The 23,018-nt window shown below is 70.2% G+C and carries 20 protein-coding genes and 4 tRNA genes; 15 read left to right on the top strand and 9 right to left on the bottom strand.

All coding sequences use genetic code 11. From position 1 onward, the window contains the following. Nucleotides 1–236 precede the first annotated feature (236 nt). Genes purS through purL form a run of 3 tightly spaced genes read left to right on the top strand, consistent with a single transcriptional unit; the run spans nucleotide 237 to nucleotide 3,408 of the window. Entirely contained in the window at nucleotides 237–482 is a 246-nt protein-coding gene (gene purS / locus ACZ7HT_RS26985; RefSeq protein ID WP_017240564.1) for a phosphoribosylformylglycinamidine synthase subunit PurS, read from the top strand. Continuing rightward, nucleotides 479–1,159 carry a phosphoribosylformylglycinamidine synthase subunit PurQ gene (gene purQ / locus ACZ7HT_RS26980; protein WP_471170691.1) on the top strand — a complete coding sequence of 227 codons (681 nt, stop codon included), beginning with the start codon at nucleotides 479–481 and terminating at the stop codon, nucleotides 1,157–1,159. The genes purS and purQ overlap by 4 nt, the downstream gene beginning before the upstream one ends. Beyond that, on the top strand, nucleotides 1,159–3,408 hold the full coding sequence (gene purL / locus ACZ7HT_RS26975) for a phosphoribosylformylglycinamidine synthase subunit PurL (RefSeq protein ID WP_471170689.1): 2,250 nt from the start codon (nucleotides 1,159–1,161) through the stop codon (nucleotides 3,406–3,408). Before purQ ends, purL begins: the two co-directional genes overlap by 1 nt. A 66-nt stretch (nucleotides 3,409–3,474) precedes the next feature. On the opposite strand, the gene ACZ7HT_RS26970 is transcribed toward purL, so the two are convergent. After that, on the bottom strand, nucleotides 3,475–3,882 hold the full coding sequence (locus tag ACZ7HT_RS26970; protein ID WP_471170687.1) for a nuclear transport factor 2 family protein: 408 nt from the start codon (nucleotides 3,880–3,882) through the stop codon (nucleotides 3,475–3,477). 66 nt (nucleotides 3,883–3,948) lie between these two features. On the opposite strand from ACZ7HT_RS26970, the gene ACZ7HT_RS26965 reads away from it, so the two are divergent. The 4 genes from ACZ7HT_RS26965 (at nucleotide 3,949) to purM (ending at nucleotide 8,477) form a co-directional block, all read left to right on the top strand. Beyond that, nucleotides 3,949–4,737 carry a maleylpyruvate isomerase family mycothiol-dependent enzyme gene (locus tag ACZ7HT_RS26965; protein WP_471170685.1) on the top strand — a complete coding sequence of 263 codons (789 nt, stop codon included), beginning with the start codon at nucleotides 3,949–3,951 and terminating at the stop codon, nucleotides 4,735–4,737. Between the two features lie 39 nt (nucleotides 4,738–4,776). Further along, entirely contained in the window at nucleotides 4,777–5,580 is an 804-nt protein-coding gene (locus ACZ7HT_RS26960; protein ID WP_471170683.1) for an META domain-containing protein, read from the top strand. A 216-nt stretch (nucleotides 5,581–5,796) separates the two neighbouring features. Next, nucleotides 5,797–7,323 carry an amidophosphoribosyltransferase gene (gene purF / locus ACZ7HT_RS26955; RefSeq protein WP_366037470.1) on the top strand — a complete coding sequence of 509 codons (1,527 nt, stop codon included), beginning with the start codon at nucleotides 5,797–5,799 and terminating at the stop codon, nucleotides 7,321–7,323. A gap of 86 nt (nucleotides 7,324–7,409) precedes the next feature. After that, nucleotides 7,410–8,477, top strand: coding sequence for a phosphoribosylformylglycinamidine cyclo-ligase (purM, locus tag ACZ7HT_RS26950; protein ID WP_471170681.1), 1,068 nt, complete (start codon nucleotides 7,410–7,412; stop codon nucleotides 8,475–8,477). A gap of 138 nt (nucleotides 8,478–8,615) precedes the next feature. Here purM and ACZ7HT_RS26945 read toward each other — a convergent pair whose 3' ends face one another. Continuing rightward, nucleotides 8,616–8,870 (bottom strand): DUF3073 domain-containing protein, encoded by a 255-nt coding sequence (locus ACZ7HT_RS26945; protein WP_030685394.1) that lies wholly within the window; start codon nucleotides 8,868–8,870, stop codon nucleotides 8,616–8,618. A gap of 312 nt (nucleotides 8,871–9,182) precedes the next feature. Beyond that, nucleotides 9,183–10,274 (bottom strand): Leu/Phe/Val dehydrogenase, encoded by a 1,092-nt coding sequence (locus tag ACZ7HT_RS26940; RefSeq protein WP_471170680.1) that lies wholly within the window; start codon nucleotides 10,272–10,274, stop codon nucleotides 9,183–9,185. Nucleotides 10,275–10,429: 155 nt separating this feature from the next. On the opposite strand from ACZ7HT_RS26940, the gene ACZ7HT_RS26935 reads away from it, so the two are divergent. Further along, nucleotides 10,430–11,290, top strand: a complete 861-nt coding sequence (locus ACZ7HT_RS26935; protein ID WP_471170678.1) for a DUF8083 family protein — start codon at nucleotides 10,430–10,432, stop codon at nucleotides 11,288–11,290. A gap of 559 nt (nucleotides 11,291–11,849) precedes the next feature. Beyond that, a complete protein-coding gene (gene bldC, locus ACZ7HT_RS26930) occupies nucleotides 11,850–12,056 on the top strand; it encodes a developmental transcriptional regulator BldC (protein ID WP_003949541.1) in 207 nt (68 codons plus the stop codon). Nucleotides 12,057–12,397: 341 nt separating this feature from the next. Here bldC and ACZ7HT_RS26925 read toward each other — a convergent pair whose 3' ends face one another. From ACZ7HT_RS26925 to hrpA, 3 genes are all read right to left on the bottom strand, one after another. Beyond that, entirely contained in the window at nucleotides 12,398–12,601 is a 204-nt protein-coding gene (locus ACZ7HT_RS26925) for a DUF6274 family protein (protein ID WP_471170676.1), read from the bottom strand. Between the two features lie 125 nt (nucleotides 12,602–12,726). Beyond that, nucleotides 12,727–12,800, bottom strand: a tRNA-Asp gene (locus ACZ7HT_RS26920). A 103-nt stretch (nucleotides 12,801–12,903) separates the two neighbouring features. Then, a complete protein-coding gene (hrpA, locus tag ACZ7HT_RS26915) occupies nucleotides 12,904–16,872 on the bottom strand; it encodes an ATP-dependent RNA helicase HrpA (RefSeq protein WP_471170674.1) in 3,969 nt (1,322 codons plus the stop codon). Nucleotides 16,873–16,984: 112 nt separating this feature from the next. Between hrpA and ACZ7HT_RS26910 the strand changes: the two genes are divergently transcribed. The 3 genes from ACZ7HT_RS26910 to ACZ7HT_RS26900 are packed head-to-tail and all read left to right on the top strand — an operon-like array spanning nucleotide 16,985 to nucleotide 19,079. Beyond that, on the top strand, nucleotides 16,985–17,431 hold the full coding sequence (locus tag ACZ7HT_RS26910; RefSeq protein ID WP_471170673.1) for a hypothetical protein: 447 nt from the start codon (nucleotides 16,985–16,987) through the stop codon (nucleotides 17,429–17,431). 56 nt (nucleotides 17,432–17,487) lie between these two features. After that, nucleotides 17,488–18,258, top strand: a complete 771-nt coding sequence (locus ACZ7HT_RS26905; protein WP_471170671.1) for a DsbA family protein — start codon at nucleotides 17,488–17,490, stop codon at nucleotides 18,256–18,258. After that, the gene (locus ACZ7HT_RS26900) at nucleotides 18,255–19,079 is read left to right on the top strand and encodes a cytochrome c biogenesis CcdA family protein (protein ID WP_471170669.1); all 825 of its coding nucleotides are present in this window, start codon (nucleotides 18,255–18,257) and stop codon (nucleotides 19,077–19,079) included. Before ACZ7HT_RS26905 ends, ACZ7HT_RS26900 begins: the two co-directional genes overlap by 4 nt. Before the next feature lie 97 nt (nucleotides 19,080–19,176). Here the strand turns inward: ACZ7HT_RS26900 and ACZ7HT_RS26895 are convergent. The 3 genes from ACZ7HT_RS26895 to ACZ7HT_RS26885 all read right to left on the bottom strand — a co-directional run bounded on the left by ACZ7HT_RS26895 (nucleotide 19,177) and on the right by ACZ7HT_RS26885 (nucleotide 19,459). Further along, nucleotides 19,177–19,250: transfer RNA gene (locus tag ACZ7HT_RS26895), tRNA-Phe, on the bottom strand. Nucleotides 19,251–19,272: 22 nt separating this feature from the next. After that, nucleotides 19,273–19,346 (bottom strand) — tRNA-Asp (locus tag ACZ7HT_RS26890). Between the two features lie 40 nt (nucleotides 19,347–19,386). Next, nucleotides 19,387–19,459, bottom strand: a tRNA-Glu gene (locus ACZ7HT_RS26885). A 104-nt stretch (nucleotides 19,460–19,563) separates the two neighbouring features. Here ACZ7HT_RS26885 and ACZ7HT_RS26880 point away from each other — a divergent pair. From ACZ7HT_RS26880 to ACZ7HT_RS26870, 3 genes are all read left to right on the top strand, one after another. After that, nucleotides 19,564–19,914, top strand: coding sequence for a metallopeptidase family protein (locus ACZ7HT_RS26880; RefSeq protein ID WP_030496497.1), 351 nt, complete (start codon nucleotides 19,564–19,566; stop codon nucleotides 19,912–19,914). A gap of 158 nt (nucleotides 19,915–20,072) precedes the next feature. Beyond that, nucleotides 20,073–20,756, top strand: a complete 684-nt coding sequence (locus tag ACZ7HT_RS26875; RefSeq protein ID WP_471170668.1) for a hypothetical protein — start codon at nucleotides 20,073–20,075, stop codon at nucleotides 20,754–20,756. A 198-nt stretch (nucleotides 20,757–20,954) separates the two neighbouring features. Continuing rightward, nucleotides 20,955–23,018 (top strand): DEAD/DEAH box helicase (locus ACZ7HT_RS26870; RefSeq protein WP_471170667.1); only part of this gene is annotated, 2,064 nt, incomplete at its 3' end.

Here is a 23,018-nt window from a genome sequence, read left to right as displayed (position 1 = left end):
GCAGGCGTCGCAGGGGGAAGCCCTGTCAATTGTTTCAGCGTGTCCCGGCGCAATGCGGTCCGCAATATTTCACTGGAATTTGCGGGGAGTGTGTGCTGGGCGCGTGGAGGGTGTTCGTGTGACGCACACCGCTCTGAACCGGGCTTTTGTAGGATCCTTCAGATCTCTACCCGCGTAGAATTTGGAGGCAGGTACGCTGAGGGAACCGCCCACGCAACACACCACCGGGAGTGCCAGTGGCACGCGTCGTAGTCGACGTCATGCTCAAGCCGGAGATCCTCGACCCTCAGGGGCAGGCGGTGCAGCGTGCACTGCCTCGCCTGGGATTCGCCGGAATCGCCGACGTCCGTCAGGGGAAGCGCTTCGAGCTGGAGGTGGAGGGACCGGTCGACGACGCCGCCCTCGCCCGCATCCATGAGATGGCCGAAACCTTCCTTGCCAACACCGTGATCGAAGACTTCATCGTGAAGGTGGAGTCGTGACCGCACGCATCGGCGTCGTCACGTTCCCCGGAACGCTCGACGACCAGGACGCGCTGCGTGCCGCCCGCCTCGCGGGCGCCGAGCCCGTGTCGCTCTGGCACCGGGACAAGGACCTCAAGCAGGTCGACGCCGTGGTCCTGGCCGGCGGTTTCTCCTACGGCGACTACCTGCGGGCCGGAGCCATCTCCCGCTTCTCGCCGGTGATGGAGACGATCATCGAGCAGGCGAAGGCGGGCATGCCCGTCCTCGGCATCTGCAACGGCTTCCAGATCCTCACCGAGGCCCATCTGCTGCCGGGCGCGATGCTGCGCAACAACCACCTCCACTTCATCTGCCGCGACCAGAAGCTGCGGGTGGAGAACGCGGAGACCGCCTGGACCTCGGACTACACCGAGGGCCAGGAGATCGAGGTCCCGCTCAAGAACATGGACGGCCGGTACGTCGCCGACGAGCACACGCTCGACGAGCTCGAGGCCGAGGGGCGGGTCGCCTTCCGCTACCTGGACATGAACCCCAACGGCTCGCTGCGCGACATCGCGGGCATCACCAACGCCGCGGGCAACGTGGTCGGCCTCATGCCGCACCCGGAGCACGCCGTCGAGCCGCTGATCGGCACCGGCAAGACGGACGGCCTCGGTTTCTTCACCTCGATCCTCAAGAAGCTGGTCAACGCCTGATGAGCCTCGACACCGTCAAGCACGCGAGCGAGACGCCGGACAGCGAGCAGCCCTGGAAGGAGCTCGGCCTCAAGGAGGACGAGTACGCGCGCATCCGCGAGATCCTCGGCCGCCGTCCCACCGGCGCCGAGCTCGCCATGTACTCCGTCATGTGGTCCGAGCACTGCTCCTACAAGAGCAGCAAGGTCCACCTGAAGCAGTTCGGTGAGAAGACCCCCGAGAACGACGCCATGCTCGTCGGCATCGGTGAGAACGCGGGCGTCGTCGACGTCGGCCAGGGGTACGCGGTCACCTTCAAGGTCGAGTCGCACAACCACCCCTCGTACATCGAGCCCTACCAGGGCGCGGCCACCGGCGTCGGCGGCATCGTCCGCGACATCCTCGCCATGGGTGCCCGCCCGGTCGCGGTCGTCGACCCGCTGCGCTTCGGCGCGGCCGACCACCCCGACACCAAGCGCGTGCTGCCCGGTGTCGTCGCCGGCATCGGCGGCTACGGCAACTGCCTGGGCCTGCCGAACATCGGCGGCGAGGTCGTCTTCGACTCCTGCTACCAGGGCAACCCCCTGGTCAACGCCGGCTGCATCGGCGTGATGAAGCACGAGGACATCCACCTCGCCAAGGCCTCAGGACCCGGCAACAAGGTCATCCTGTACGGCGCCCGCACGGGCGGCGACGGCATCGGCGGCGTCTCGGTCCTCGCGTCCGAGACCTTCGACGACTCGAAGCCGGCCAAGCGCCCCGCCGTCCAGGTCGGCGACCCCTTCCAGGAGAAGCTCCTCATCGAGTGCACCCTGGAGATCTTCCAGGAGAAGCTCGTCGCGGGCATCCAGGACCTCGGCGGCGCCGGGCTCTCCTGCGCCACGTCCGAGCTGGCCTCCGCCGGTTCCGGCGGCATGCGGGTCGACCTGGAGAAGGTGCACCTGCGCGACGCGACGCTCTCTCCTGAGGAGATCCTCATGAGCGAGTCGCAGGAGCGCATGTGCGCGATCGTCGAGCCCGAGCACGTCGACCGCTTCCTGGAGATCTGCGAGAAGTGGGACGTCATCGCGGTCGTCATCGGTGAGGTGACGGACGGCGAGCGCCTGGAGATCTTCTGGCACGGCGAGCAGATCGTCGACGTCCCGCCGCGCTCCGTCGCCCACGAGGGCCCGACCTACCACCGGCCGTTCGCGCGCCCGGACTGGCAGGACGCCCTCCAGGCCGACGACGCCGGCAAGCTGCCCCGGCCGCAGGACGGCGCCGAGCTCAAGGACCAGGTCCTCAAGCTCGTCTCCTCCCCGAACCAGGCCTCGAAGTCCTGGATCACGGACCAGTACGACCGGTTCGTGCAGGGCAACACGGTCCTGGCGCAGCCTGAGGACGCGGGCATGGTCCGCATCGACGAGGAGACCAACCTCGGCGTGGCCATGGCGACCGACGGCAACAGCCGGTACGCCAAGCTCGACCCGTACACGGGTGCGCAGCTCGCGCTCGCGGAGGCGTACCGCAACGTCGCCGCCTCCGGTGCGAAGCCGCTGGCCATCTCGGACTGCCTGAACTTCGGTTCGCCCGAGGACCCGGCCGTGATGTGGCAGTTCGCCGAGGCCACCCGTGGTCTCGCGGACGGCTGCCTGCAGCTGGGCACCCCGGTGACGGGCGGCAACGTCTCGCTGTACAACCAGACCGGTGAGGTCGCGATCCACCCGACGCCCGTCGTGGCCGTCCTCGGTGTGATCGACGACGTCAACCGCCGCACCCCCATCGCCTTCGCGGAAGAGGGCCAGCTCCTCTACCTGCTCGGCGACACCAAGGAGGAGTTCGGCGGTTCGGCCTGGTCCGAGGTGATCCACCAGCACCTCGGCGGCCTGCCGCCGGCCGTGGACCTCGACCGGGAGAAGCTGCTCGGCGAGATCCTGATCTCGGCCTCGCGCGACGGCATGATCGACGCGGCGCACGACCTGTCCGACGGCGGTCTCGTGCAGGCGGTCGTCGAGTCCTGCCTGCGCGGCGGGAACGGCGCGCGTCTGGTCGTCCCGGAGGGTCTGGACGCCTTCACGTTCCTGTTCAGCGAGTCGGCGGGCCGTGCGGTCGTCGCCGTCCCGCGCAGCGAGGAGCTCCGCTTCACCGACATGTGCGGTGCGCGGGGTCTGCCGGCGACCCGGATCGGTGTCGTCGACGGCGACGCGGTGGACGTGCAGGGCGAGTTCACGCTCTCCCTGACGGAGCTGCGCGAGGCCCACGAGGCGACGATCCCGGGCCTGCTGGCCTGATCCGACGCCGTATCCGTACGGAATCGAGCCCCCGCCCTCTCCCGGGCGGGGGCTCGATCGTCCTTCTCAGGCCTGGGAGTAGAAGGCGTCGAGCTCGGTGATGTCCTCGACGCACTCGTCGACGTCCGAGACCTTGCCTCCGATGATCGTGAAGAACATGGCGCCGCTCATCTCGATCCCGCGATCGCCGTGTTCGGCGTAGAACTTGTGGGTCGAGATCACATGGCCACGGCCGTCGGGGTAGATCCCCCCGAGCTCGACGCGCATGCTGCCGCCGGTGTACTCGAACATCTCGCCGAACATGGCCAGGACGTTGTCCCGGCCCTTGAAGTGCCCGCCGAACCGGGTGCTGCCGGGTGCGTGGTGGATACAGTCGCTGGTCATGGTGGCCCCGAGAGCCTCCATGTCACCCTTGGTGAACGCTTCGTAGCCCCGGCGCACGAGTGCGGCATCGGGGTGCTCGTGATGGGTCATGGTCCCGTCGCCTGCTTTCGCTGCGATTGGCTCCGTTCCTTCCAGTCTCGGGGCTAGCCTCTGCCCATGCCACCCGCCAGGAAGCGTCCCCGTACGTACGACTCCGCCAAGACCAGGGCCGCCGTGCTCGCCCAGTTCGGGCACGTACGGGAGGCGGTCGCCGCGCTCACGCCCGAGCAGCTCGACGGGCCGACGCGCCTTGGGGAGTGGACGGTACGGGACCTGGCGGCGCATCTGACGATGGTGCTCGCGTCCCTGTCCCGGAAGCTCGCGGAGCCCGAGCCCGAGCGGCGGGAACTCGCCCTGGTCGACTGGCCCCTGGCCACGGCGACGGCGGCGGGGAGCATCGACGAGGACACCCGGGCGATCGACGCGGGCGACCTGCCGACGCTGTACGCGGAGACCCTCGCGGGGTACGAGGAGGCGATCGGGGCCGCCTCCGACGAGCGGCTCGTCCCGACCCGCTTCGGCGCGATGCGGCTCGGGGACTTCCTCGTCACCCGGACCGTCGAGCTCGTCGTCCACACCGACGACCTGAACGCGGCGACCGGCGCCGGCATCCCGTACGACCGCCAGGCCCTCGCCGCCTGCACCCGTCTCCTCGCCGACGCGCTCGCGGTGAAGGCGCCGGGCGGGGCGGTCGAGGTGCGGATCCCGCCGTACGCGGTGGTGCAGTGCGTGGAGGGCCCCCGGCACACCCGCGGCACCCCGCCGAACGTGGTGGAGACGGACCCGCTGACCTGGCTCAGGCTCGCCACGGGCCGTACGGAGTGGGCGGCGGAGCTGGACGCGGCCCACGTCAGCGCGAGCGGGGAGCGGGCGGACCTGGAGGACCTGCTGCCCCTGATGGGCTAGCCGGAGGAACCGTACGGCCGCTCCCTCCGTCCCACCGGCATGCCGAAGCCACGCGCACTCGCCGTCCTGGTCCCCCTCCTCCTGCTCACGGCCTGCGGTACGGAAGGAGGGGCGGGGAGCGGTGCGGGCGAGCCCGATCTGCCGGTCGCCGGCACGCACTGGGCGGTGAACGCCGTCACGGTCGACGGCGTGAGGTCGGTCGCGCCCGACGGGGCGCGCGTCGACTTCGAGCAGAAGGGCCGTGCCGGGGGGAACGCCGGCTGCAACACCTTCGGAGCCCCCGTCCTGCTCCGCGGCGACACCCTCACCGTCACCGTGGCCGAGGTGACCGACATGGCCTGCTCCGGCGACCGGGGGCGTTTCGAGACGGCGTTCCTCAAGGCCTTCTCGGGCCCGCTGAAAGGGACGATGAAGGGCGACGGCCTGCGGTTCGCCTCGGTCGACGGGCGCAACAGCGTGGAGCTGACCGCCGAGCAGGCCGTCCCGCTGCTCGGCACCACCTGGAAGGTCGACGGCCTCGTCTCGGGGGACACGGCCTCCTCCCTGCCCGCCGGCAGCGGTGCCAAGGCGCGGTTCACGGTCGGCGCCGACGGCCGGGTCACCGGCAACCTGGGCTGCAACAACTTCTCCGCGCACGCCCGCGTCGACGAGAAGGCCCGCACCCTCACCGTCGAGGGCCCGGCGGCGACGACCCGGATGATCTGCACGCCCCCGCAGATGACGCTGGAGACGCGGCTGTACGAGCTCCTCGACGGCCCGCTCACCTATCGGCTGAACCACCGAACGCTGACCCTCACCGACGCCTCGGGAGAGGGCCTCACGGCGACCCCGGCCGCCCGCTGAGCGGCCGCCGACTGCGGCGTCCGTCACATCGCGGGACCACCCCGGGCCTGGTACGAGCGTCCGCTCTCCGGGGCCCGGGGGCCGGAATCCCTTACCCCGCCTGCTTTGTAGCCCTCTCCAAGCCAGAGTTGATCATTTCGTGCGATCGCACGAGGGCAGCCACCTCCACATTTCCTCAATTCGGACCAGTGGTCGAGCCCGTCTACACTCGGAAACGTGCCACGCGGAGACGGTCGACTCAATCACGATCTGCTCCCCGGTGAGAAAGGCCCCCAGGACGCTTGTGGCGTCTTCGGTGTCTGGGCTCCGGGTGAAGAGGTCGCAAAGCTCACGTACTTCGGGCTCTACGCCCTCCAGCATCGGGGCCAGGAATCCGCGGGAATCGCGGTAAGCAATGGCTCCCAGATCCTCGTCTTCAAGGACATGGGACTCGTGTCCCAGGTCTTCGACGAGACTTCTCTCGGTTCCCTCCAGGGTCATATCGCGGTCGGTCACGCCCGCTACTCGACCACCGGGGCTTCCGTGTGGGAGAACGCGCAGCCGACGTTCCGGGCGACCGCCCACGGCTCGATCGCGCTCGGCCACAACGGCAACCTCGTGAACACGGCGCAGCTCGCCGAGATGGTCGCGGACCTCCCCAAGAAGGAGGGCCGGACCAACCGGGTCGCTGCCACCAACGACACGGACCTCCTGACGGCGCTCCTCGCCGCCCAGGTGGACGAGGACGGTACGCCGCTCACCATCGAGCAGGCCGCCGCGAAGGTCCTCCCCGACGTCCGGGGCGCCTTCTCCCTCGTCTTCATGGACGAGCACACCCTCTACGCGGCCCGTGACCCGCAGGGCATCCGCCCGCTGGTCCTCGGCCGTCTGGAGCGTGGCTGGGTCGTCGCGTCCGAGTCCGCCGCCCTCGACATCTGCGGCGCCAGCTACGTCCGTGAGGTCGAGCCGGGCGAGATGATCGCGATCGACGAGAACGGCATCCGCACCTCGCGATTCGCGGAAGCGAAGCCCAAGGGCTGTGTCTTCGAGTACGTGTACCTGGCCCGCCCGGACACGGACATCGCCGGACGGAACGTGTACCTCTCCCGCGTGGAGATGGGCCGCCGCCTCGCGAAGGAGGCGCCGGTCGAGGCCGACCTGGTGATAGCGACGCCGGAGTCCGGCACCCCGGCCGCCATCGGCTACGCCGAGGCCTCGGGCATCCCCTTCGGCGCCGGCCTGGTGAAGAACGCCTACGTCGGGCGCACCTTCATCCAGCCCTCCCAGACCATCCGCCAGCTGGGCATCCGGCTGAAGCTGAACCCCCTCAAGGAAGTCATCAAGGGGAAGAAGCTCGTGGTCGTCGACGACTCGATCGTCCGCGGCAACACCCAGCGCGCCCTGGTCCGGATGCTCCGCGAGGCCGGTGCGGCCGAGGTCCACATCCGGATCTCCTCGCCGCCGGTCAAGTGGCCCTGCTTCTTCGGCATCGACTTCGCGACCCGCGCGGAGCTGATCGCCAACGGGATGTCGGTCGACGAGATCGGCAAGTCGCTGGGCGCGGACTCGCTCTCGTACATCTCCCTGGAGGGGATGATCGAGGCGACCACGATCCAGAAGCCGAACCTCTGCCGTGCCTGCTTCGACGGCGAGTACCCGATGGAGCTGCCGGACCCCGAGCTGCTCGGCAAGCAGCTCCTGGAGACCGAGCTGGCCGCCGGCCCGGCCGCCACCGCGGCCTCCGACGCGCTCCGTCGCCCGTAAGACCCCCACCGCCCGCGCCGCGACCCGCGGCGCGGGCGGTACGAGCAGCACGAGCTGTAGTACGACGACACGAAAGTTCTCACCCCATGACTGAGACCACCGGTGCCTCCTACGCGAGCGCGGGCGTCGACATCGAAGCGGGCGACCGCGCCGTCGAGCTCATGAAGGAGTGGGTGAAGAAGACGCAGCGCCCCGAGGTCCTCGGTGGCCTCGGCGGCTTCGCCGGCCTCTTCGACGCCTCCGCCCTCAAGCGCTACGAGCGTCCGCTGCTCGCCTCGGCGACCGACGGCGTCGGCACGAAGGTCGACATCGCCCGCCAGATGGGCGTGTACGACACGATCGGCCACGACCTGGTCGCGATGGTCATGGACGACATCGTCGTCTGCGGCGCCGAGCCGCTCTTCATGACCGACTACATCTGCGTCGGCAAGGTCCACCCCGAGCGGGTCGCCGCCATCGTCAAGGGCATCGCCGAGGGCTGCGTCCTGGCCGGCTGCGCCCTGGTCGGCGGCGAGACGGCGGAGCACCCGGGCCTCCTCGGCCCGGACGACTTCGACGTCGCCGGCGCGGGCACGGGTGTCGTGGAGTACGACCGGCTGCTCGGCGCGGACCGCATCCGTACGGGGGACGCGGTCATCGCCATGGCGTCCTCGGGCCTTCACTCCAACGGGTACTCGCTCGTCCGTCACGTGGTCTTCGACCGCGCCGGCATGACCCTCGACCAGCAGGTCGAGGAGCTCGGCCGGACCCTCGGCGAGGAGCTCCTGGAGCCCACGAAGATCTACTCGCTGGACTGCCTGGCCCTCACCCGGACCACGGACGTCCACGCGTTCAGCCACATCACGGGCGGCGGCCTGGCCGCCAACCTGGCCCGGGTCATCCCGGACGGGCTGCACGCCACGGTCGACCGCTCGACCTGGGCGCCGGGCGCGATCTTCGACCTGGTCGGCAAGGCCGGTCAGGTGGAGCGCCTGGAGCTGGAGAAGACCCTGAACATGGGCGTCGGCATGATGGCCGTCGTGCCGGCCGAGTCCGTGGACGTGGCCCTGGCGACGCTGGAGGACCGCGGGGTCGAGGCCTGGGTCGCGGGCGAGATCACCGAGCGCGGGGCGCACACGAGCGGTGCAGAGCTCGTGGGCGACTACGCGAAGTAAGACGAGCCAGTACGGACGGGGCGCTCCTGAGGGGGCGCCCCGTCCGCGTATCCACGCCTCTGCGCCCGCCGTAGGCGGACAGCACAGAAACCCGGACGGGTGACCCCGGTCCGGGTTTCTGCGTTGCGATTCAGAAGGTCAAGCGCGACGCGGGGACGAACTAGGACCGGACTCGTCGTCCTCGTCCTCGTCGTCCGTGTTGTAGAGATCCGCGTACTGGGCGTACGGGTCGTCTTCCTCGTCGTCGTCCTCGAACGGCTCGCCATTCGGCGGCTGGCTCGAAGTCGAAGCGCCCAGCTCATTGGCCAGACGCGTCAGGTCTGTCCCGCCGCTGCTGTACTTCAGCTGGCGGGCGACCTTGGTCTGCTTGGCCTTTGCCCGGCCGCGCCCCATGGCTCGACCCCCTCGGTGACGGGGCTCTTCGGCCCCAGAGTCTTGACACGCGTTCATGATTCGGAACGGACTCTCGGTAGAGAGACCGGTCCGTAGGGCTTCAACGGTACCTGTTTCCGTGGGTCTACGGTACGCCGCGCGCATCACATACCCCGGTACAGAACCTTCGAGGTGCCCTCTCCTCGCTGGTCAATCGCGATTTTAACCTCTTCTGGAGTGCCGACCCGCCGAGGGGCGTGAGCGAAGTCTCTCCATGGACTTCCCGTGGTCGCCCCGGCGGCGGGCCGGCCTCCGTGCCGCGGTGCGCGCGGATCAGGCGCGGCGGGCGTCCGCCATGCGCTGCTCGGCGATCCGGTCGGCCGCGGCGGCCGGCGGAATGCCGTCGGCCTTCGCACGTGCGAAGATCTCCAGGGTGGTGTCGAAGATCTTCGTGGCCTTCGCCTTGCAACGGTCGAAGTCGAAGCCGTTCAGCTCGTCCGCGACCTGGATCACGCCACCGGCGTTGATCACGTAGTCGGGCGCGTAGAGGATGCCGCGCTCCTCCAGGTCCTTCTCGACGCCCGGGTGGGCCAGCTGGTTGTTGGCCGCGCCGCAGACGATCCTCGCGGTGATGGCCGGGACGGTGTCGTCGTTCAGGGCGCCGCCCAGCGCGCAGGGCGCGTAGACGTCGAGGCCCTCGACGCGGATCAGCGCGTCGGTGTCGGCGACCACGGTGACCTGCGGGTGCTTGTCGGTGATCCGGCGCACCGACTCCTCGCGCACATCGGTGATCACGACCTCGGCGCCGTCCTCCAGGAGGTGCTCGACGAGGTAGTGGCCGACCTTGCCGACGCCCGCGACGCCGACCTTGCGGCCGCGCAGGGTCGGGTCGCCCCAGACGGTCTGCGCGGCGGCGCGCATGCCCTGGAAGACGCCGAAGGCGGTGAGGACGGAGGAGTCGCCGGCGCCGCCGTTCTCGGGGGAGCGGCCGGTGGTCCACTGGTTGGTGCGGGCGATGACGTCCATGTCGGCGACGTAGGTGCCGACGTCGCAGGCCGTGACGTAGCGGCCGCCGAGGGAGGCGACGAAGCGGCCGTAGGCGAGGAGGAGCTCCTCCGTCTTGATCTTCTCCGGGTCGCCGATGATGACGGCCTTGCCGCCGCCCAGGTCGAGTCCGGCCATGGCGTTCTTGTACGACATGCCGCGCGACAGGTTGAGCGCGTCGGCGATCGCCTCGGCCTCGGTGGCGTACGGGTAGAAACGGGTGCCGCCGAGGGCGGGGCCCAGGGCGGTGGAGTGGAGGGCGATGACGGCCTTGAGGCCGGTGGCGCGGTCCTGACAGAGCACGACTTGCTCGTGGCCACCCTGCTCCGAGTGGAACAGGGTGTTGAGTACGTCGACAGGAACGCCGGTCACATCGGTCACGGTGGTGACTCCCAAGTACGAAGCGGCGGTTACGGCCCTCCCTAGGGGTGGGGGAGGACCAGTTCGGCAAGAGGGTAAGTCCTACCTGTGCGTAGATCGGCCGCAGTGCTGAGGATCACCCCCTCCCGGAGTACCTCCGTGGAAGGATTTGCGACATGTCGGTCGCTCCCACGGTCCCCGTTCCCTACGCGTCCTATCTGCGGGTGTACGAGCCGCTGGCCGCGTTCCCCGAGCCGGAGCGGTCCCACTGGGCCCGGTACGCGCGCCGGGCCCGCGTCCCGGGGGCGCAGGAGGAGCTGCGCCGCTCGCTGGCGGACCTGCTGCCGACGCCGCCGGTGCCGGTGCCGGTCCACGAGAGCGGGGAGGCCTTCGTCGCGCATCTGGACGGGGTGGTGGTGATCTGCCCGTGGCGGACCCGGCTGCGCGGCTGGCTGGCCCTGGAGGAGCTGGCGGCGGAACCGTATCCGGCGTCGGTCCTGGACGCGATGCTGCCGCCGGTGGTCCGGTCGCAGGTGGCGGGCGACTACGAGCGCTGGCTGAGCCGGAACCCGGACGCCCGGCCGTGGATCCGTACGGGGGTCTGGCAGGTGCCGCTGCGCTGGTTCGCGCTCTTCGGGGACGAGGACCGGGAGTACGAGCCGGGGGAGCGCGGGAGCACGGAGGCGGGCCGGGCGCCGGTGCTGCGGTACCGGACGACGATGGCTCAGGCGCGGCGGCGTCTGGCGCGGGCGCTGAAGGCGCTGCGGGAGTCGATCGACGACGGTCCGATGACGGAGGGTCTGATCGAGGTGGGGCGCTGGCTGGAGGAGTTCCATCCGCGGGCGCTCGTGGAGCTGGACTTCGGCGGTCTGGTGCACGTGATGCCGGCCGGGTGGCTGGCGGAGGACCGCTCGGCGGCGCAGCTGGCGGAGGGGATCGCCGCACTGCGGGCCGGGGACGGCGAGGCGGCGAGCGAGGTGTACGGGCGGCTCGCGGAGCGCTGGCGGACGGTCAGGGACCTCCGTTACGCGAACTGACATCAGTCGGACAAGTTCGTCAGGTAGGTATCGACAAGACATGTCCGGCGGGTGTAAATGATCTTGAGGGTGTGGCCGGTTTCCGTTGGCCGGGTCTTTCGCACCGGTCGGGTGAGGCCCTTGGTCCCGATCCGGGCCTTTGGCTCAAGCGTGACGGACAGCACGTAACGCACTCTTGCGCCCATCACCCACCCTCGTGCCAAAATAGGACAAGGAGTCCGGGGAGGGTTCCTTCCGCCCAAGTTCGGGCGGAACGCTCAGCATTGCACTCTATGGGGGGTCTGAGGACTCCTGATCGCTCTGTGACTGATCGTCACAGTGGCGTGACTGTCCGTTATGGCATGGTCAGTCGACTTCCGCCGCTGATGAACACCTGCGAGGGCAATTCCATCGGTTTGGCCGACGCGGCTGGACGGATGGTGTAGTTGTAGTGCCGAGGACAAGCCGTTCGTCCTATAACCGACTCGGCCCGCTTCTGCCATTTCGGGCAAGGCGGGTCAAGGTGCAGAATTTAGAGGAAAGAACCGAGATTGGTTCGGTTCTCCCGAGGAGGCCGCTCATGACCGCTCGCACCCCTGATGCCGAGCCGCTGCTGACCCCTGCCGAGGTTGCCACGATGTTCCGCGTGGACCCGAAGACGGTGACCCGTTGGGCCAAGGCCGGCAAGCTCACGTCCATCCGCACCCTGGGTGGACACCGCCGGTACCGCGAGGCCGAGGTTCGCGCTCTGCTGGCGGGTATTCCGCAGCAGCGCAGCGAGGCCTGAGGTCGCGCAGAACCCCGCAGCACCCCGCAACACCCCGTAACACCGGGCCCGTCCGGATCCCCCAATCCGGTCGCCCACCCCTAGTACTGCCGACGGGCACCTGCCCCAACAGGTCTTCGTCAACGATCGCGCTGGACTCCGCCGGGTCCAGCGCGATCTTTTTTGTGCCCCGCGCCACACTCTCTCCAGGGTGGTGCAATTGCACATATTAAATCCGGGCGGTGTAGGGAGGGTGTAAGTGCAGGGGTTTCTGAAACTCTTTCAGTGACACCCGTCACACTGACGAAGTCTTGCCAAGGAACAGCCTCCCACTTCACGGAACGCCGCCAACCCGCCGTTGGTCATGGGTCGGTGGGACTTTCGTCCCCCGCGGTCTCCTCGGTGCGGTCCGCCGGCTCCTCGGGCTCCGGGACCTCCATGGCGAGCCTCAGGAGGCGATCGCAGACCGCGCACTGACGGGTGAGGTGTCCGTACCGCGAAGCGGCCGCCAGATGGGCGCGCAGCAGCGCGCGAGTGTCGTGCCGAGCTACGGACGCCGCGGCCATGCGCGACCACCTCCGGTGTGGGCCCCCGATTCCCTGAAGTCCGGGGTACTCGCGGGCGCGCGGCCCCGTCAAGACACGGGAACACAACGAAGGCCCGCATCTCGCGATGCGGGCCTTCGTGAAAGCGACTCTGACGGGACTTGAACCCGCGACCTCCACCTTGACAGGGTGGCGAGCTAACCAACTGCTCCACAGAGCCTTGCTCGCAGCCCCTCGTAAGCGGCTGCGAGCAAGACTGTACAGCAGGTCAGGGGGTCTGGTCGAACTCACCGGCGGCGAGGTCCCGCGCACCGGTCCCGTCCCTACGGGGCCGCCGCGTCGATCGCCTTCACGATCCGCTTGTCCGAGATCGGGTACGCCGTCCCCAGCGCGTGCGCGAAGTAGCTCACCCGCAGCTCCTCGATCATCCAGCGGATGTCCGTGACCTCCGACGGCACCGGACGCCCCTTCGGAAGCTGCTCCAGGAGCCAGGCGTACTCGTCCTGCATCTCCTGGACCTTCTCCATCCGGGTGGTGTCCCGCTGGACCCCGGTGGGCATCTGCTGGAGCCGCCGGTCCACCGCCACCAGGTAGCGCATCAGGTCCGGGAGCCGCTTGAGCCCCGTACGGGTGACGAAACCGGCCGGCATCAGCCAGGCGAGCTGCGTCCGCACGTCGGTCAGGTTGTTGATCAGGGCCAGGCTGTTCGTCGACTTCAGCCGGCGCTCGCACGCCTGCCAGGCCGCCAGGATCTGCTGGACCTGCCCCACCGTCCGTACCGTCGTGTCGACCAGGTCCGCGCGGACCCGGTCGTACAGCTTCCGGAAGGACTCCTCGTCCCAGGCCGGGCCGCCGTGGTCCGCGATCAGCTTGTCGGCCGCGGCGGTCGCGCAGTCGTCGAAGAGGGCCTGGATCGAGCCGTGCGGGTTCGACGACAGGGCCAGCTTCTGCTGGTTGGTCAGCTTGTCCGAGGCGAACTTCGCCGGGTTCACCGGGATGTTCAGCATGATCAGCTTCCGGGTGCCCCGCCACATCGCCTGCGCCTGCTCGGCCTCCGAGTCGAAGAGCCGCACGGCCACGGAATCGCCCTCGTCGACCAGCGCCGGGTACGCCTTCACCGGCTGCCCGCCGCGCTTGGTCTCGAAGACCTTCGTCAGCGTCCCGATCGTCCAGTCCTTGAGGCCCGTGCGCTCCAGGGAGGGCCCGGAGCCGTCCGGGCCGGCCGTCGCCGCCGCGGCGGCCTTGGAGAGCGCCTGACGGGCCTTGGGACGCAGCCTCAGCCGCAGCGTCTCCAGGTCCTTGTCCTCGGCCAGCTTCCGGCGCCGCTCGTCGACGATCCGGAACGTCACCTTGAGGTGCTCCGGGACCTTCGTCCAGTCGAAGTCCCCGTCCGTGACCGGGACGCCGACCATCCGCTGGAGCTCCCGCGCCAGCGCGCCCGTCAGCGGCTCCTGGACGGGGACCACGTGGTCCAGGAAGCGGGTCGCGAAGTTCGGCGCGGGCACGTAGTGGCGGCGGATCGGCTTCGGCAGCGAGCGGATCAGCTCCGTGACGACCTCCGTGCGCAGACCCGGGATCTGCCACTCGAAGCCCTCGTCGGTCACCTGGTTGAGCACCTGGAGCGGCACGTGGACGGTCACGCCGTCCGCGTCCGCGCCCGGCTCGAACTGGTACGTCACCCGGAACTTCAGCGCGCCCTGGCGCCAGGAGTCCGGGTAGTCGTCCTTGGTGATCGCCCCCGCCTTCTCGTTGATGAGCATCTCGCGCTCGAAGTCGAGGAACTCCGGCTCCTCGCGGTGCTTGTGCTTCCACCACGAGTCGAAGTGGGCCCCGGACACGACGTGTTCGGGGACGCGCTTGTCGTAGAAGTCGAAGAGCGTCTCGTCGTCGACGAGGATGTCCCGGCGCCGGGCCCGGTGCTCCAGCTCCTCGACCTCGGTGAGCAGCTTGCGGTTGTCCGCGAAGAACTTGTGGTGGGTGCGCCAGTCGCCCTCGACGAGCGCGTTCCGGATGAACAGGTCGCGGGAGACCTCCGGGTCGATCCGCCCGTAGTTCACCTTGCGGTCGGCGACGATCGGGACGCCGTACAGCGTCACCTTCTCGAAGGCCATCACGGCCGCCTGGTCCTTCTCCCAGTGCGGCTCGCTGTACGTCTTCTTCACCAGGTGCTGCGCGAGCGGCTCGATCCACTCCGGCTCGATCCGGGCGTTCACCCGGGCCCAGAGCCGCGAGGTCTCCACCAGCTCGGCGGACATCACGAAGCGCGGGGGCTTCTTGAAGAGCGCGGAGCCGGGGAAGATCGCGAACTTGGCGTTCCGCGCGCCCACGTACTCGTTGCGGGTGCCTTCGCGCTTCGAGCCCTGGCTCTCCTTGTTCTCCTTCACGTCCTTGAGGCCGACGTGGGAGAGCAGGCCGGAGAGCAGGGAGACGTGCACGGACTGCTCCGGCGCGTCCTCCTCGTTGAGGTGGATGCCCATCTGCTTGGCGACCGTCCGCAGCTGGGCGTAGATGTCCTGCCACTCGCGGATCCGCAGGAAGTTCAGGTACTCCTGCTTGCACATCCGGCGGAAGGAGCTGGAGCCGCGCTCCCGCTGCTGCTCGCGGACGTACCGCCACAGGTTGAGGAAGGCGAGGAAGTCGCTCGTCTCGTCCTTGAACCGGGCGTGCTGCTGGTCGGCCTGCGCCTGCTTCTCGGACGGCCGCTCGCGCGGGTCCTGGATGGACAGCGCCGCCGCGATCACCATGACCTCGCGGACACAGCCGTTCTTGTCGGCCTCCAGGACCATCCGGGCGAGCCGCGGGTCCACGGGCAGCTGGGAGAGCTTCCGGCCCTGCTGCGTGAGCCGCTTCTTCGGGTCCTTCTCCGTCGGGTCGATCGCGCCGAGCTCCTGGAGGAGCTGCACGCCGTCCCGGATGTTCCGGTGGTCCGGCGGGTCGATGAAGGGGAACTTCTCGATGTCGCCGAGGCCGGCCGCGGTCATCTGGAGGATGACGGACGCCAGGTTCGTACGGAGGATCTCCGCGTCCGTGAACTCCGGGCGGGTGAGGAAGTCGTCCTCGGAGTACAGCCGGATGCAGATGCCGTCCGACGTACGGCCGCAGCGGCCCTTGCGCTGGTTGGCGCTGGCCTGGCTGACCGGCTCGATCGGCAGCCGCTGCACCTTGGTCCGGTGCGAGTAGCGGGAGATGCGGGCGGTGCCCGGGTCGATCACGTACTTGATGCCGGGAACGGTCAGGGAGGTCTCGGCCACGTTCGTCGCGAGGACGATCCGGCGGCCCGAGTGCGCCTGGAAGACCCGGTGCTGCTCGGCGTGGGACAGCCGCGCGTAGAGGGGGAGGATCTCGGTGTCGAAGAGCTTCTTCTTGAGCAGCGCGTCCGCCGTGTCACGGATCTCGCGCTCACCGGAGAGGAAGACCAGGACGTCGCCCGGCCCCTCCTTCTGCAGCTCGTCGACGGCGTCGCAGATCGCGGTGATCTGGTCCCGGTCGGACTCCTCGGAGTCCTCTTCGAGGAGCGGGCGGTAGCGGACCTCGACCGGGTACGTACGGCCGCTGACCTCGACGATCGGGGCGTCGCCGAAGTGGCGGGAGAAGCGCTCCGGGTCGATCGTCGCCGAGGTGATGACGACCTTGAGGTCGGGGCGCTTCGGCAGCAGCTGGGCCAGATAGCCGAGCAGGAAGTCGATGTTGAGGGACCGCTCGTGGGCCTCGTCGATGATGATCGTGTCGTACGCGCGCAGCTCGCGGTCCGTCTGGATCTCGGCGAGCAGGATGCCGTCCGTCATCAGCTTCACGAAGGTCGCGTCCGGGTTCACCTGGTCGGTGAAGCGGACCTTCCAGCCGACGGCCTCCCCGAGGGGGGTCCTCAGCTCCTCCGCGACGCGCTCGGCGACCGTGCGGGCGGCGATCCGGCGCGGCTGGGTGTGCCCGATCATGCCCCGGACGCCCCGGCCCAGTTCCAGACAGATCTTCGGGATCTGCGTGGTCTTGCCGGAGCCCGTCTCACCGGCGACGATCACGACCTGGTGGTCGCGTATCGCCTCCAGGATCTCGTCCCTCTTCTGCGAGACGGGCAGCTGCTCGGGGTACGTGACCGCGGGCACGCGGGAGGCGCGCCCGTCGACGCGCTCCTTGGCCTTGGCCGCCTCGGCGGCGATCTCGTCCAGGACGGCCGCGCGGGCCTCGGGCTTGCGGATGCGGCGGGCGCCTTCGAGACGGCGGCCGAGCCGGTGGGAGTCCCGCAGCGAGACCTCGGCCAGGACGGACTGGAGGGCGGCGAAGGAAGTAGACATACGGAATCCAGGATCGCACCTGCGGACGAGAAGCAGCGAACCGATTTACGAAGGGGGCGGAGCGGCCGTGCGTAGTATTTCGGGCATCTGGCCCGGACCGGAGGGGTTTCGCATGTTCCGCACCACCCGCGCGGCGGCGGCGTTCGCCGCGCTTCTGGGCCTGGTGCTGGGCCTCCTGGCCTGCGGTGCCTTCGCTCCGAGCGGTGGGGTCCCGGCCTCGGCCCGGGTCGCCTTCGCTCCCAGCGGTGGGGCCCGGACCTCGGCCCGGGTCGCCGGTACGGCCTCGGCACCGGTCCCCGCCGCCGGTACGGCCCCCGTCGTCCTCGGCGCCGCCGTGCCCGGCTGCGATCCGGGCCACCCCGCCGACGAAGGGGCCGGAGGTCCCGTCGTACCGCCGCGCGCGCACGGCTTCGCCGAGCTCCTGCCGGCGCTGGCCGCCGACCGCGCGGCGCCCGGGGTCCGGCAGCCGGACCCCTGCGAACCGGCCGCGGCGGCGGGCCGTGAGCCACCCGCGCGCGTACCGCTGTCTCCCGTGGAGCTGTCGGTCCTGAGGGTGTAGGCAGACGGTTCGCCTCCGCCGTCCTTCCCTTCCCACTCCTCCAGGAGCGCTTCCGCATGTCCAAGTCCAAGCCGATTCTGATCGTCTCCGGGGTCGCGGCCGCCGCCGTGCTGCTCGGCGTCGTCTCGTACACGGCCACCAAGCCGGCGGCCCCCGGCACCTCCGGCTCCTCGGCCGTCGCCGAGGTCTCCGCCGACCCCTCCGCCGGCGTCTACGCCGAGCTTGAGGCGTACGCCCGCCGCGACGCCTCCGACAAGCTCGCCCTCGGCCGTGCCGACGCCCCCGTCGTGCTCATCGAGTACGCCGACTTCAAGTGCGGCTACTGCGGGAAGTTCGCCCGCGACACCGAGCCCGTCCTGGTGAAGGAGTACGTCGAGAAGGGCACCCTGCGCATCGAGTGGCGGAACTTCCCGATCTTCGGCGAGGAGTCGGAGGCCGCCGCCCGCGCCTCCTGGGCGGCCGGGCGGCAGGGCCGGTTCTGGGAGTTCCACAAGGCCGCGTACGCCGAGGGCGCCAAGGAGAAGGGCTTCGGCAAGGAGCGTCTCGCCGCCCTCGCGACCGAGGCCGGCGTGCCCGACCTCGCCCGGTTCGCCAGGGACGGCGACAGCGCGGCGGCCCGGGAGGCCGTACGGAAGGACCAGGAGCAGGGGTACGAGCTCGGCGCCTCCTCCACCCCGTCCTTCCTGATCAACGGCCGGCCGATCGCGGGCGCCCAGTCCCTGGAGACCTTCACGGAGGCGATCGAGGCGGCGGCGAAGGCGGCTCCGAAGGACGCTCCGAAGAACGCTCCGAAGAACGCTCCGGCTCCGAAGAAGGCCGGGCAGTGACCTCCGGCATCGGCTACTTCGCCGCCTTCCTCGGCGGCCTCCTCGCCCTGCTCAGCCCGTGCAACGCCCTGCTCCTGCCCGCCTTCTTCGCGTATTCGATCGACACGCGCGCGAAGCTCGTCGCCAGGACCGGCATCCTCTACGCGGGTCTGGCGACCACCCTCGTCCCGCTCGGCGCGGCCGGCTCCCTCGCGGGCCGGTTCTTCTACGGCCACCGGGACCTGCTCGTCACCGCCGGCGGCTGGCTGATCGTCGGCCTCGGCGTCCTCCAGATCCTCGGGCTCGGGTTCACCTCCCGCCGGATCGCCGAGGCGAGCGGCCGCATCCGGCCCACCTCGGCGCTCTCCGTCTACGCCCTCGGCCTGGTCTACGGCCTCGCGGGCTTCTGCGCGGGCCCGATCCTGGGCAGCGTCCTGACGGTGGCGGCGCTGAGCGGCAGCCCGGCGTACGGCGGACTGCTCCTGGCCGTGTACGCGCTCGGCATGGCGGTCCCGCTGTTCGTCCTGGCGCTGCTCTGGGAGCGGTACGACCTGGGCCGGCGGCGCTGGCTGCGCGGCCGCCCGCTCCGTATCGGCCGCTTCGAGGTGCACTCCACCTCGCTGCTCTCGGGCCTCTTCTTCATCGCCCTCGGGACCCTGTTCCTGGCCTTCGACGGGACGACCGCGCTGCCGGGCCTGCTGTCGGTGGACGACTCCTTCGCCGTCGAGGAGCGGGTCGCCTCGCTCGGCCGGGCGGTGCCGGACTGGGCGCTGCTCGTCGCGGTGCCGGCCGTGGTGGCGGGGGCGCTCGCGGTACGGGGAAAGCGGAGCAAGGAGAGCTGACGGTACGGGGGAGGGGCGCGGGCCCCTCCCCCGTACGGCCGCCCCTTTCGGCGTACACGAAGAAGGCCCCGTTCTTTCGAACGGGGCCTTCTCTCTGTGGCTGGGGCCGGGGTCGAACCGGCGACCTATCGCTTTTCAGGCGATCGCTCGTACCAACTGAGCTACCCAGCCACGAAGCTGTTTCCAGCTTCAGCGACTCTGACGGGACTTGAACCCGCGACCTCCACCTTGACAGGGTGGCGAGCTAACCAACTGCTCCACAGAGCCAAGCTTGTGTGCGATCACTAGTCTCGCACACGGTAATGCGTGCCCCCAACGGGATTCGAACCCGTGCTACCGCCTTGAAAGGGCGGCGTCCTGGGCCACTAGACGATGAGGGCTAGAGGCTCACCTGCGCACTTCTCAGTGCGTCGGGGACGTGAGAAGCATATGGGATGGCGGCCGGTATCGCCAAAACGGTTTCCCGGAGGGGGAGAATGGGCCCGTGCTGGAGATGACGCGCGAGGAGTTCGAGGAGCTCGTCGCCGAGGCCCTGGACCGGATCCCGCCGGAACTGACCCGGCTGATGGACAACGTCGCCGTGTTCGTGGAGGACGAGCCGTCGCCGGACGATCCCGAGCTGCTCGGGCTCTACGAGGGGACGCCGCTGACCGAGCGCGGTGAGTGGTACGCCGGGGTGCTGCCCGACCGGATCACGATCTACCGGGGCCCGACGCTGCGGATGTGCGAGTCGCGCGAGGACGTCGTGGCCGAGACCGAGATCACCGTGGTCCACGAGATCGCCCACCACTTCGGCATCGACGACGAGCGGCTGCACGCACTCGGCTACGGCTGAGCGGGCCCCCGACCGGATCGGGTCGCTGTATGGGGGCCGGGGTTCGGGGGCTGGCTGGATCGGGTCGCTGTGTGGGGGCCGTGTCCCTTGTGGTGCCTGGGGAGTTGGGCAGGGAGACGCGTTCCGTTCCTGCTTGTTGTGTCCTGGAGGTGCCCCCCGTGCGCCATTTGCCCACCCCGGTGAGATGGGCCGCCGCCGCGCTGGCCGTCGCGGCCTGTGCCGGTCTGAGCGGCTGTATGAGTGTGAGTGACGAGGGGGCGAAGCCGGCGCCCGGTGCGTCCGGGGGGAAGCACGGCGTGGCGGCCGAGAGCGACGGCGGTGGCGCGGACCAGGGTGGGGGCTCCGGGTCCTGGAACGGCCGGCCCGGGAGGGGCGGGCCCGCCGCGGCCGGCGGCGGCAAGGAGACCCCGGTCCCGAGCGGCTCGCCGTCCGGCACGGCGAAGCCCTCGCCGGGCGCGGTGCTGCCGGTGGAGGGCCCGGGCGGGTCCGGGGGGCCGTCGAAGCCGCAGCCGGACGGCGGCGGCCACGAGGTCCAGGGCGGCGGCTCGGGCGGTGCCGGCGGGAACGGCGGCAGCGGGGGCGCGGGCGGCGGGAGCGGCGGCGGTGCCGGGGGGCCGGACGGCGGCGGGGCCACGCCCACGCCGGACCCGACCCAGCCGAGTCCCGATCCGACGCCGGAGCCCACCTCGAACCCGACGCCCGAGCCGACCCCGGAGCCGACCTCGAACCCCACTGATCCGCCGAGCACCGGCCCCGGCACCCAGATGGGTGCGATGCGGGCGGCGGACGGGCCTGGGGCGCCCCGGGAGCCGGCGGCATCGCCGCAGGCGGAGCCGGTGTGACGCAGTCCGATTTGCCATAGGTGGGGGAGGGTGCGTATGGTGGTAGATCGTTTGATCCCATTGCCCGGCGCCGATACCGAAGAGCGCCGTGTGGCGCGTACTCTCCCTAGCCGTGACTGACCGCATTGAGGCGGTCGATTTGCGAATTCACGGAGTTGACGGGCGCGTGCCGAGACTCCGGAAGGTTTCGCATTTCGCATGTCCATTTTCAGTTCTGACCACGCCGTCATGCCCGAGAACGACGAGATCGTCGAGGCCGTAGAGGCCACCGAGACCGTCGAGACCGAGGCCGACATCACTGTCACCGACGACATCACCGTCACCGACGAGGTCACCGACGCCGACGACTCCGCCGAGGAGCCCGCCGAGCCCACCATCACCTTCGGCGACCTCGGTCTGCCCGAGGGCGTCGTGCGGAAGCTCGCGCAGAACGGCGTCACCACCCCCTTCCCGATCCAGGCGGCGACCATCCCGGACGCCCTGGCCGGCAAGGACATCCTCGGCCGCGGCCGCACCGGCTCCGGCAAGACCCTCTCCTTCGGTCTGCCGCTGCTCGCCACCCTGGCGGACGGCCACACCGAGAAGAAGAAGCCCCGCGGCGTCATCCTCACCCCGACCCGTGAGCTCGCGATGCAGGTCGCGGACGCCCTCCAGCCCTACGGCGACGTGCTCGGCCTCAAGATGAAGGTCGTCTGCGGCGGTACGTCCATGGGCAACCAGATCTACGCCCTGGAGCGCGGCGTCGACATCCTCGTCGCCACCCCGGGCCGTCTCCGCGACATCATCAACCGCGGCGCCTGCTCCCTGGAGCAGGTCCAGATCGCCGTCCTCGACGAGGCCGACCAGATGGCCGACCTGGGCTTCCTGCCCGAGGTCACCGAGCTGCTCGACCAGGTCCCGGTCGGCGGCCAGCGCCTCCTCTTCTCCGCCACGCTGGAGAACGAGATCGACAGCCTGGTCAAGCGCTACCTGGTGAACCCGATCACGCACGAGGTCGACCCCTCCGCCGGTGCCGTCACCACGATGACCCACCACGTCCTCGTCGTGAAGCCGAAGGACAAGGCGCCGGTCACCGCCGCCATCGCCGCGCGCAAGGGCCGCACGATCATCTTCGTCCGCACCCAGCTGGGCGCGGACCGCATCGCCGAGCAGCTGCGCGACTCCGGTGTGAAGGCCGACGCCCTGCACGGCGGCATGACCCAGGGCGCCCGTACGCGCACCCTGGCCGACTTCAAGGACGGCTACGTCAACGCGCTCGTCGCGACCGACGTCGCCGCCCGAGGCATCCACGTCGACGGCATCGACCTCGTCCTGAACGTGGACCCGGCCGGCGACCACAAGGACTACCTGCACCGCTCGGGCCGCACCGCTCGCGCCGGCCGCTCCGGTGTCGTGGTCTCCCTGGCCCTGCCGCACCAGCGCCGCCAGATCTTCCGCCTGATGGAGGACGCGGGCGTCGACGCCTCGCGCCACATCGTCGGCGGTGCCGGCGCGTTCGACCCGGAGGTCGCCGAGATCACCGGCGCCCGTTCGCTGACCGAGGTCCAGGCCGACTCCGCGAACAACTCGGCCAAGCAGGCCGAGCGCGAGGTCGTCGACCTGACCAAGCAGCTGGAGCGCCTCCAGCGCCGTGCCGTCGAGCTCCGCGAGGAGGCCGACCGCCTGGTGGCCCGTGCCGCCCGCGAGCGCGGTGAGGACCCGGAGGCCGCGGTCGCCGAGGTGACCGAGGCCGCCGAGGCCGAGGTCGCGGCCGCCGCCGTCGAGGCCGAGCGCGCCGCGAAGGCCGAGGAGCGCCGCGAGGAGCAGCGTTCGACCTACCGCGACGAGCGGGGCAACTTCGAGCGCCGTGACCGCGGTGACCGGGGTGGCTTCAACCGTGACGACCGTGGCGGCGACCGTGGCGGCTTCCGCCGCGACGACCGTGGCGACCGTGGCGGCTTCCGTCGTGACGACCGTCCGTCGGGTGGCTTCAACCGCGATGACCGTGGCGGCCGTTCCTTCGAGCGTCGTGACAACGACCGTCCGTCCGGCGGCTTCCGCCGTGACGACCGTCCGTCGGGTGGTTTCCGTCGTGACGACCGTCCGTCGGGTGGCTTCAACCGCGATGACCGTGGCGGCCGTCCGTTCGAGCGTCGTGACAACGACCGTCCGTCCGGCGGCTTCAACCGTGACGACCGTCCGTCGGGTGGCTTCAACCGCGATGACCGTGGCGGCCGTTCCTTCGAGCGTCGTGACAACGACCGTCCGTCCGGCGGCTTCCGC

It is taken from the genome of Streptomyces sp. NPDC037410 (assembly GCF_055602235.1).
This window is presented reverse-complemented; position numbering and strand designations above follow the sequence as displayed.